The sequence below is a fragment of the Streptomyces rishiriensis genome (assembly GCF_030815485.1).
GTDB lineage: Bacteria > Actinomycetota > Actinomycetes > Streptomycetales > Streptomycetaceae > Streptomyces > Streptomyces rishiriensis_A.
Genome location: NZ_JAUSWV010000002.1, coordinates 89277 through 100366, shown reverse-complemented (window position 1 = coordinate 100366; position 11090 = coordinate 89277). Strand labels below are relative to the sequence as shown.

The following is an 11090-nucleotide window of genomic DNA, read 5'->3' as shown; positions in this document are numbered from 1 at the left end:
CGATGGCAGATGAAAGCAAGCTTCGCGACTATCTCAAGCGGACCCTCGCAGAGGCACGCCGTTCCCATCAGCGTGTGCTGGAGCTTGAGGCCGAGAAGTCGGAGCCGGTTGCGCTTGTGGGTATGGCGTGTCGTCTGCCCGGTGGTGTGGCGGGTCCGGAGGATTTGTGGCGGCTGGTCAGCGAGGGCCGGGACGGTATGTCCGGTTTTCCGTCTGATCGTGGCTGGGATCTGGAGGGCTTGTTCGACTCCGTCCCGGGCCAGGCCGACACCCCCTACGTGCCCCGGGGCGGGTTCCTGTATGACGCGGCGGAGTTCGACGCGGGTTTCTTCGGGATCTCGCCGCGTGAGGCGCTGGCGATGGATCCGCAGCAGCGGTTGCTGCTGGAGACCTCGTGGGAGGCGTTGGAACAGGCCGGGGTCGACCCGGGGACGTTGAAGGGCCAAGAGGTCGCGGTGTTCTCCGGCGTCTATGAACAGGGGTACGGCTTCAGCGCGGCGGAACTGGAAGGGTTTATCGGCACGGGGGCGATGACGAGTGTGGCCTCGGGTCGGGTGTCGTATGTGTTCGGTTTTGAGGGGCCGGCGGTGACGGTGGACGCGGCGTGTTCGTCCTCGCTGGTCGCGATCCATCTGGCGGCGCAGGCGCTGCGGCAGGGGGAGTGCTCGCTGGCGCTGGCGGGCGGGGCCACGGTGATGGCGACGCCGGGGGCGTTCGTGGCGTTCTCGCGCCATGGCGGCCTCGCCGTCGACGGCCGGGTCAAGGCGTTCTCAGACGCCGCGGACGGCACCGGTTGGGCCGAGGGCGTCGGGGTGGTGGTTCTGGAACGGTTGTCGGAGGCCCGGCGGCGTGGGCATCGGGTGCTCGCGGTGATCCGTGGCAGCGCGGTGAATCAGGACGGCGCGTCGAATGGTCTGACGGCGCCGAACGGTCCGTCGCAGCAGCGGGTGATCCGTAAGGCGCTTGCCAATGCGGGTCTTTCGCCGGCGGATGTGGATGTGGTGGAGGGGCATGGGACGGGGACGGTTCTGGGTGATCCGATCGAGGCGCAGGCGCTGATCGCCACTTACGGGCAGGACCGGCCCGAGGACCGGCCGTTGTGGCTGGGGTCGTTGAAGTCGAACATCGGTCATGCCCAGGCGGCGGCGGGGGTGGCTGGTGTGATCAAGATGGTGCAGGCGCTGCGGCACGGGGTCATGCCGCCCACGCTGCATGTCGATGCCCCGTCGGCGAAGGTGGACTGGACCGCGGGCGCGGTCGAGCTGCTGACCGAGTCGCGGGAGTGGCCCGACACCGGCCGGCCACGCCGCGCTGGTGTGTCGTCCTTCGGTGTCAGTGGGACGAATGCGCACCTGATCCTGGAACAGGCCCCGGAAGAGCAGCCCGTGACGCCGGTGGAGTCGGTGCCTGAGTCGGTGCCTGAGTCGATGGTGGACGTCGGCGACGGTGTGGTGCCGCTGGTGGTGTCGGCGAGGACTGCCGGGTCCCTGGCGGGCCAGGCCGGTCGGTTGGCGTCCTTTGTGGACTCCAGTGAGGTGTCGCTGCCGGATGCGGCGGGTGCGTTGGTCGCTCGGCGGGCGATGTTGTCCGAGCGGGCGGTGGTGGTGGCCGGTTCGCGGAGTGAGGCTGTGGCGGGTCTGGAGGCGCTGGCGCGGGGCGAGTCCCGTGCTGGTGTGGTCACCGGCGGGTTGTCGTCGGCCGCGGTCGCGGGGCGGACCGTGCTGGTGTTCCCCGGTCAGGGTTCGCAGTGGGTGGGCATGGGCCGTGAACTCCTCGATTCCTCACCGGTGTTCGCGGAGCGGATCGCTGAGTGCGCGGCGGCGCTCGAGGGGTGGGTGGACTGGCCGTTGGTGGATGTGTTGCGGGGGGATGTTCCGGCTGCGCTGCTGGAGCGGGTGGATGTGGTGCAGCCGGCGAGTTTCGCGGTGATGGTGGGTCTGGCTGCGGTGTGGGCGTCGGTGGGTGTGGTGCCGGATGCGGTGGTGGGTCATTCGCAGGGTGAGATCGCGGCCGCGTGTGTAGCGGGTGCGTTGTCGCTTGAGGATGCTGCCCAGGTGGTGGCGGTACGCAGCCAGGTCATCGCGGGCAGTCTGGCGGGCCGGGGTGGTATGGCGTCGGTGGCGCTGTCCGAGACCGAAGTGGCCGAACGTATCGAGCGGTGGGCCGATCGAATCGAGGTGGCGGCGGTCAACAGTCCCACGTCGGTGGTGATCGCCGGTGATGCCGAAGCCCTCGCCGAAGCCCTCGATGTCCTTGCGGCGGATGGCGTCCGCGTGCGCCGGGTGGCGGTGGACTACGCCTCCCACACCCGGCACGTCGAGGCGATCGAGGAGGTCCTGGGCGAGGCGTTCTCCGACATCCGTGCTCAGGCACCGCTGGTTCCTTTCTACTCGACGGTGACGGGTGAGTGGGTAAAGGACGCGGGTGTCCTGGGCGGCGGGTACTGGTACCGGAACCTGCGTAGCCAGGTCCGTTTCGGTCCCGCGATCGCCGACCTGCTGGGTGAGGGTTACTCGGTGTTCGTGGAGTCGAGCGCTCACCCGGTTCTGGTCCAGCCGGTCAGCGAGATCGTGGACGAGGCGGATGACATGGTCCGGTCTCGTGTCGTGGTCGGTGGTTCGCTGCGTCGTGAGGAGGGCGGCCTGGGCCGGTTGCTGGTTTCGATGGCCGAGCTTTTCGTCCAGGGCGTCCCCCTCGACTGGGCGGGTGTTCTCCCGGCCAGTGCCGCCGCCACCCAGGTCGATCTCCCCACGTATGCCTTCGATCATCAGCATTACTGGCTGCGTTCCACTCCTGCTGTCGATGCTGTCGCGCTTGGTCAGGCGGGTGCTGATCATCCGTTGCTGGGTGCGGTGGTGGCGGTGTGCCGGAGACCGGTGGTGTCCTGTGTACCTCCCGGCTGTCTCTGCGGACGCATCCCTGGTTGGCGGATCATGCGGTGAGCGGGGTTGTGCTTGTGCCGGGGACGGGTCTGGTCGAGCTGGCGGTTCGTGCCGGTGACGAGGTCGGTTGCGGTGTGGTGGAGGAGTTGGTGATCGAGGCGCCGCTCGTGGTGCCGGAGCAGGGCGGTGTCCGTGTCCAGGTCGCGGTCGGTGGCCTGGAGGGGAACGGTGCCCGTGCTGTCACGGTGTACTCGGCGTCTGAGGACACCGCCGGGGATCACGACAGTGACGTGTGGACCCGTCACGCCACGGGCCGGCTGGGGGCGGACCTGGGCGGGGGTATGGGCATGGCCGGCTTTGACGTCTCGGTCTGGCCGCCGGCCGGCGCTGAGCGGGTGCCGCTCGATGTCGCCGGGTTCTACGAGGAGATGTTTGATCGCGGGTATGCGTTTGGTCCGGCGTTTCGGGGTCTGCGTGCGGTGTGGCGGCGGGGTGAGGAGGTCTTCGCGGAGGTCGTCCTGCCCGACGAGCAGCGGGACAACGCCGTCAGGTTCGGTATCCATCCGGCGCTGTTTGACGCTGCTCTGCACGCCAGGGGGCTTGTTCGGCCGGACGAGGTTGCTGACGGAGCGGGTGGGTCGCGAACCGTGCTGCCGTTTTCTTGGAACGACGTGGCGTTGTATGCGGCTGGTGCTTCGGCGTTGCGGGTGCGTCTGGTGTCTTCCGGGCCGGACGTGCTGTCGTTGCAGGCGGCCGACGAGACCGGCGAACCTGTCCTGACCATGGACTCGCTCGTGTTCCGGGAGGTCTCCGCCGAGCGGTTGGGGGCGGTGGCCGGTGCGGCGGGCGACGATGGTTCCCTGTTCCGGGTGGAGTGGGCCGAACTGCCCGTGCCTGCCCCGATTCCGGAGTTGGTGCCGTCATGGGCAGCGGTCGCCACCGCCGACGATGTGGCCGCCCTGGCCGTCGACGCACCGGCCGTGGCCGTCCTGGAGGCCTGCGGGGAGGGGGCTGACGATGCCGATGAGGTGCTCGCCCTGACGGGCAGGGCGCTGGGTGTGCTCCAGGCGTGGCTGGTGGCCCCGGCTTTCGAGAGCGGCAAGCTGGTGGTGGTTACCAAGGGTGCGGTGCCCGCGGGCGGCGACGCTGACGTCACGGACCCGGCCGGTGCCGCGGTGTGGGGTCTGGTGCGGGCTGCCCAGACCGAGAACCCCGACCGGATCGTTCTCCTCGACACCGCTGCCGACTCCGGCCTCGACGTCACCGGCGTCGAAATGGGACCGGTCCTCGCCGCTGTACTCGCTGCCGGCGAGCACCAGGTCGCTGTGCGGGGCACGGTGTTGTCCGCGCCACGTCTGGTCCGTGACACGACCGGTGCCGCCGTCCCCGGCATCTCTGATGTCCCCGCCGTCTTCGACTCTGAGAGGACGGTTCTGGTCACAGGTGGTACCGGTTCGCTGGGCGCGCTGGTCGCCCGGCACCTGGTGGCTGAGCACGGTGTGCGGCATCTGGTTCTGGTCAGCCGGCGTGGTCTGGCGGCCGAGGGGGCGCGGGAGCTGGTTGCCGAGCTTGGCGAGTTGGGTGCCGAATCGGTGGCTGTGACGGCGTGTGATGTCGCTGACCGGGATGCGGTGGCCGCGCTTTTGGGTTCCGTGTCGGCGCAGCGTCCGCTGACCGGTGTTGTCCACACCGCCGGTGTGTTGGACGACGGTGTGATCGGCGCGTTGACGCCGGAACGGTTGGCGTACGTGTTCGGGCCGAAGGTGATGGCCGTTGGTCATCTGGACGAGCTGACGCGGGACATGGACCTGTCGGTGTTCGCGGTGTTCTCTTCCGCGTCGGGTTTGATCGGTTCGGCGGGGCAGGGCAATTACGCGGCGGCCAATGCCTATCTCGACGCGGTGGCTCACCGGCGGCGGGCGGCGGGCCTGCCCGGTGTCTCGATGGCCTGGGGCCTGTGGGAGCAGGCCGCCGGATTGACCGCTCACCTCAGCGAGACCGACCAGGCTCGTATGAGCCGTGGCGGCATCCTGCCTATCGCTCCCGCCGAGGGAATGGGGTTGTTCGACGCGGCCTTGCGGGTTCCCGCAGCCCTGGTGGTGCCGATCAAGCTGGATCTGCGGAGGCTGCGTGCTGATGCCGTGGCCGGCGGGGGTCTCCCAGGGCTTTTGGGTGGTCTGGTGCAGGGCGGACGGCGGCGGGCACGGGCGGGAGACAGGCAGGCAGGGGCGGGGGACAGCGGTGGCGGCCTTGCTGCCCGGCTTGCAGGGCTCACACCACAGGAGCAGGAAGCGTTGCTGCTCGATTTCGTCCGTGGTCATGTGGCGATGGTCCTCGGTCATGCCGGTATCGCGCAGGTCGGGGCGGAGACGGCGTTCAAGGACGCCGGGTTCGACTCGCTCACCTCGGTCGAGTTGCGTAACCGCCTTCGTGGGGCCACCGGCCTCAAGCTCGCCGCCACCATCGTCTTCGACTACCCCAACCCGCTCGCCCTCGCCCGCTATCTCCACCGCGAAGTGTTCCCCGACGGCGTCACGGCCGGCCCGGACGTGGACGAGGCACGGCTGCGGCGCGGGCTCGCATTGCTCCCACTCGCCCGGTTCCGGGCGGCTGGAGTGTTGGACGCCCTGGTCAGGCTGGTTGAACTCAATGACCACGAACCGCCGATCGGCATGCTGGACGACGCCGATGATGAGACCGCGATCGCCGATCTGAACGTCGACGACCTCGTGCAGCTGGCGCTCGGAGACAAGTGACCTTGCGGCACCTGATGGTTGGGGATTTCAAGTGAGTGCTCCTTATGAAAAGGTCGTCGAGGCGCTCCGAGCATCGCTCGAAGAGGTCGGCTCGCTGAAGAAGCAGAACCGCCAGCTCTTGGAGGCCTCCGGGGAGCCGGTTGCGGTGGTGGGTATGGCGTGTCGTCTGCCCGGTGGTGTGGCGGGTCCGGAGGATTTGTGGCGGCTGGTCAGCGAGGGCCGGGACGGTGTGTCCGGTTTTCCGTCTGATCGTGGCTGGGATCTGGAGGGCTTGTTCGACTCCGCTCCGGGCCAGGCCGACACCCCCTACGTGCCCCGGGGCGGGTTCCTGTATGACGCGGCGGAGTTCGACGCGGGTTTCTTCGGGATCTCGCCGCGTGAGGCGCTGGCGATGGATCCGCAGCAGCGGTTGCTGCTGGAGACCTCGTGGGAGGCGTTGGAACAGGCCGGGATCGACCCGGGGACGTTGAAGGGCCAAGAGGTCGCGGTGTTCTCCGGCGTCATGGGCGCCGACTACTTCGCGGGTGGCAACGTGCATTCAGAGCTGGGGGGTATCGGCACGGGGGCGGCGTCGAGTGTGGCCTCGGGCCGGGTGTCGTATGTGTTCGGTTTCGAGGGTCCGGCGGTGACGGTGGACACGGCGTGTTCGTCCTCGCTCGTCGCGATCCATCTGGCGGCGCAGGCGCTGCGGCAGGGAGAGTGCTCGCTGGCGCTGGCGGGCGGCGCCAAGGTGATGGCGACGCCGGGGGCGTTCGAGGCGTTCTCGCGCCACGGCGGACTGTCCTTGGACGGCCGGTGTAAGTCGTATGCGGACGCCGCGGACGGCACCGGTTGGGCCGAGGGCGTCGGGGTGGTGGTTCTGGAACGGTTGTCGGAGGCCCGGCGGCGTGGGCATCGGGTGCTCGCGGTGATCCGTGGCAGCGCGGTGAATCAGGACGGCGCGTCGAATGGTCTGACGGCGCCGAACGGTCCGTCGCAGCAGCGGGTGATCCGTAAGGCGCTTGCCAATGCGGGTCTTTCGCCGGCGGATGTGGATGTGGTGGAGGGGCATGGGACGGGGACGGTTCTGGGTGATCCGATCGAGGCGCAGGCGCTGATCGCCGCCTACGGGCAGGACCGGCCCGAGGACCGGCCGTTGTGGCTGGGATCGTTGAAGTCGAACATCGGTCATACCCAGGCTGCGGCGGGGGTGGCTGGTGTGATCAAGATGGTGCAGGCGCTGCGGCACGGGGTCATGCCGCCCACGCTGCATGTCGATGCCCCGTCGGCGAAGGTGGACTGGACCGCGGGCGCGGTCGAGCTGCTGACCGAGTCGCGGGAGTGGCCCGACACCGGCCGGCCACGCCGCGCTGGTGTGTCGTCCTTCGGTGTCAGTGGGACCAACGCGCACCTGATCCTGGAACAGGCCCCGGAAGAGCAGCCCGCAGTGCCGGAGCCTGTCGGGCCTGGGCTGGCGGGGACCGATGAGGGTGCGGTGCCGCTGGTGGTGTCGGCGAGGAGTGCCGGGTCCCTGGCGGGCCAGGCCGGGCGGTTGGCGTCCTTTGTTGAGTCGAGTGAGGTGTCGCTGCTGGATGCGGCGGGTGCGTTGGTCGCTCAGCGGGCGATGTTGTCCGAGCGTGCGGTGGTGGTGGGTTCGCGTGCTGAGGCGTTGGCGGGGCTTGGTGCGCTGGCGCGGGGTGAGTCTCATCCCGGTGTGGTCACTGGCAGCGTGTCGGCTCTGGGCGGGGCGGGAAAGGTCGTGTTCGTCTTTCCGGGGCAGGGTTCGCAGTGGGTGGGCATGGGTCGTGAACTCCTCGATTCCTCACCGGTGTTCGCGGAGCGGATCGCTGAGTGCGCGGCGGCGCTCGAGGGGTGGGTGGACTGGCCGTTGGTGGATGTGTTGCGGGGGGATGTTCCGGCTGCGCTGCTGGAGCGGGTGGATGTGGTGCAGCCGGCGAGTTTCGCGGTGATGGTGGGTCTGGCGGCGGTGTGGGCGTCGGTGGGTGTGGTGCCGGATGCGGTGGTCGGTCATTCGCAGGGTGAGATCGCCGCGGCGTGTGTGTCGGGTGTGTTGTCGCTGGAGGACGCTGCTCGCATTGTGGCGGTACGCAGCCAGGTGATCGCGGGCAGTCTGGCGGGCCGGGGCGGTATGGCGTCGGTGGCGCTGTCCGAGACCGAAGTGGCCGGCCGTATCGAGCGGTGGGCCGGCCGGGTGGAGGTGGCGGCGGTCAACGGTCCGTCCTCGGTGGTGATCGCCGGTGATGCCGAGGCTCTCGACGAGGCGCTGGAGGTTCTTGCGGCGGATGGTGTGCGGGTGCGTCGGGTGGCGGTGGACTACGCCTCCCACACCCGGCATGTCGAGGCGATCGAGGAGATCCTGGGCGAGGCGTTCTCCGACATCCGTGCTCAGGCACCGCTGGTTCCTTTCTACTCGACGGTGACGGGGGAGTGGGCGCGGGAGGCGGGTGTCCTTGACGGCGGGTACTGGTATCGGAACCTGCGTAGCCAGGTCCGTTTCGGTCCCGCGATCGCCGACCTCCTGGGCAACGGCTACACCGTCTTCGTAGAGTCCAGCGCTCACCCCGTCCTGGTCCAGCCGGTCAGCGAGATCGTGGACCAGGCCGACACAGAGGCCGTGGTGGCCGGGTCGCTGCGCCGTGACGATGGCGGCCCGCGCCGACTGCTGACCTCAATGGCCGAACTGTTCGTCCGAGGCGTCCCCGTCGACTGGACCCGTGTCCTCCCGGCCAGTGCCGCCGCCCAGGTCGATCTGCCGACGTATGCCTTCGATCGTCAGCATTACTGGCTGCGTTCCACTCCTGCTGTCGATGCTGTCGCGCTCGGTCAGGCCGCCGGCGGTCATCCGCTTATCGGGGCGATCGTCGGTCGGCCGGACTCCGGCGGTTTCCTGACCACCTCGCGGTGGTCGGTGGACGCGCACCCGTGGCTGGGTGATCACATCGTCGGTGATGTCGTCGTCGTGCCGAGCGCGGCGTTGGTGGAGCTGGCCATCCGGTTCGGTGACGAGGTCGGCTGCCCGGTGGTCGAGGAGCTGACCGTGGACCGGCCCGTGCTGTTGCCGCTGCGTGGCGGCAGAGCCGTACAGATGACCGTCGGGGAGGCCGACGAGCAGGGGCGGCGGCCGGTCGAGGTGTACTCCCGCCCGGACAACGCCGCTCTGGACGCGATGTGGACCCACCACGCGCACGGCACGTTGGTGCCCGGCCCGGTGACCCCGTCCGCTTCCGGTGGCGCGTGGCCGAAAAACGCTCCCGCAGCCGATGTGGCCCTCGACAAGGCAGTCGGTGATGCCGACCGCTACGGCCTGCACCCGGCACTGCTCGACGCGGCGGTCCGAACGGCGTTCCCTGATGAGGACGTGATCGCTACCCGGTGGAGCGGGGTGGCCTTGCTGGCCTCTGGTGCGGCGGCGGTGCGGGTCCGCACGGCCCATAGCGTCACTGGCGAGACCCGTCTTGAGCTGATGGACGCCACCGGCGTGCCGGTGCTGACCGCTGATGCCGTTGTCGCCGAGCCGTTTTCGCCCGAAGAGGCAGAGACCGAGGACGCGTCGGCCCCTGGCGCCCTGTTCCTGGTCGACTGGGTTGAGCTTCCCCTTTTGGCAGGTGAGATGAGTGAGGACGCCGGCACTACGGCGACCGTCGTCGATGCCGAGGACGTTGCTGCCCTCGCGGCGGACGGGGCAGCGGTGCCGGGCCTTCTGGTGTATGAGGCGGGGCGGGCGCCCGCCGGCCCGCGCGAGGCCGTCGCCGCCGCGTTGGCCGTGGTCCAGGCATGGCTGGCGGCACCGGCCCTGGCGCACACCCGCCTCGTCGTGATGATCCCGGACGCCGAGGACGATCTCACCGTTGCCGCCGTGTCGGGCCTGCTGCGTTCGGCGCAGTCGGAGCACCCGGGCCGTATCGTCCTTGTCGAGAGCGGCCATGCCGGGCACCGCGGCAGTGCGGCGGCCTCGGAGCACTCGGCGGCCGTGAACGCCGTGCAGGCCGTGCGGCTCGCGGTGGCCACGGGCGAGCCCCGAGTCCGTGTGCGCGGTGGCGTGGCCTTCGCCCCCCGCCTCCGGCGCGCCCCGCTTGCCGAAGGTACCCGGCGCGGGCTCAACCTTGACGGCACCGTCCTTGTCACGGGCGGGACCGGGACGCTCGGCCGTCTCGTCGCCCGGCACTTGGCGACGGAACACGGCGTACGGCACCTGCTGCTGGCCAGCCGGAGCGGACCGGATGCCGAGGGGGCGGCGGCGCTGTACGAGGAACTGACCGATCTCGGGACGACCGTCACCATCACGGCGTGCGACACCGCCGACCGGGACGCTGTCGGGGCGCTCCTGGCCGCGATATCGGATGCACACCCGCTCACCGCCGTCGTTCACACCGCCGGAGTCCTCGACGACGGCGTGGTCACCGCCCTGACCCCGGACCGTTTCGACACCGTCCTGCGGCCGAAACTCGACGCCGCACTGCACCTGCACGAACTGACCCGGGACGCCGATCTTGCGGCGTTCGTCCTCTTCTCCTCCGCCGCCGGAGTCCTCGGCAACCCCGGCCAGGGCAACTACGCCGCCGCCAACGCCTCCCTGGACGCCCTCGCCCTCCACCGCCACCGCTCCGGCCTGCCCGGCACCTCCCTCGCATGGGGGGTCTGGGACCAGACCGGCACTAGCGCCAACCTGGGCATGGCCAATCAGCGGAGGATGGCGCAGGGCCTGGTGGCACACTCCAGCCAGGAGGGTCTGGCGCTGTTCGACGCGGCGCTGCAGTCAGGCGACGCGGTGCTCTTGGCGGCCAAGCCGGACTACGCCGCGCTGCGCGCCCAAGCCGCGTCCGAACCCGTACACGTACTGCTGCGGAGCCTCGTGCGTGCCGGCCGTCGCACCGCTCGGCACGTGGCCCCCCGTGGGGGCGGCCTCGCTGAACAGCTGGCCGCCACGCTCCCGGTCCAGCGGGAGCAGATGCTGCTGGATCTGATCCGGCGCGAGGTCGCTGTGGTCCTGGGCCATTCAGCACCCGGCAAGGTCGACGCCGACCGGGCTTTCCGGGAGGTCGGCTTCGACTCGATGCTGGCCGTTGAACTCCGCAACCGACTCACCGGACTCGTAGGGATCCGCCTCCCTGCCACGATCATCTTCGACCATCCCACACCCCGGAGCCTGATGCGCCGTCTGCTCGCGGAACTGTGCCCTGAGGCCGCCTCCGAGTTGGCGGGTCGGGAGGACGAGATCCGGAGGGTCCTGGTCACCACGCCTCTGTCCCGGTTCCAGGAACTCGGGCTCATGGAGAAGCTCCTGCAACTGGTGGCGAGCTCCGGTGGTGAAGGTGCCACAGCGCCGGACGCCGCCGAACCGAAGCAGGACGGCAAGCTGCTGATCGAGGAGATGGGCGTTGACGACCTGGTGGAGCGCGCAATGAGGAAAGCCCGGAAGCAGTAGCGGACGCGCGACCGGAACGAAGGGAGA

3 protein-coding genes are annotated in these 11090 nt (G+C 69.7%); all 3 read left to right on the top strand.

Annotated features, from left to right (window positions below; translation table 11 throughout):
- Window positions 1–2 precede the first annotated feature (2 nt).
- The 3 genes from QF030_RS02715 to QF030_RS02705 are packed head-to-tail and all read left to right on the top strand — an operon-like array spanning window position 3 to window position 11063.
- Complete coding sequence (locus QF030_RS02715) at window positions 3–2942, top strand: type I polyketide synthase (RefSeq protein WP_307161029.1); 2940 nt, start codon at window positions 3–5, stop codon at window positions 2940–2942.
- Window positions 2864–5638 carry a type I polyketide synthase gene (locus tag QF030_RS02710; protein ID WP_307161028.1) on the top strand — a complete coding sequence of 925 codons (2775 nt, stop codon included), beginning with the start codon at window positions 2864–2866 and terminating at the stop codon, window positions 5636–5638. The genes QF030_RS02715 and QF030_RS02710 overlap by 79 nt, the downstream gene beginning before the upstream one ends.
- 31 nt (window positions 5639–5669) lie before the next feature.
- Complete coding sequence (locus QF030_RS02705; RefSeq protein ID WP_307161027.1) at window positions 5670–11063, top strand: type I polyketide synthase; 5394 nt, start codon at window positions 5670–5672, stop codon at window positions 11061–11063.
- Window positions 11064–11090 lie beyond the last annotated feature (27 nt).

What these genes read in the sequence shown, in the direction of transcription:
- QF030_RS02715 (WP_307161029.1), top strand. Translation starts at nt 3, where the DNA reads ATGGCAGATGAAAGCAAGCTTCGCGACTATCTCAAGCGGACCCTCGCA.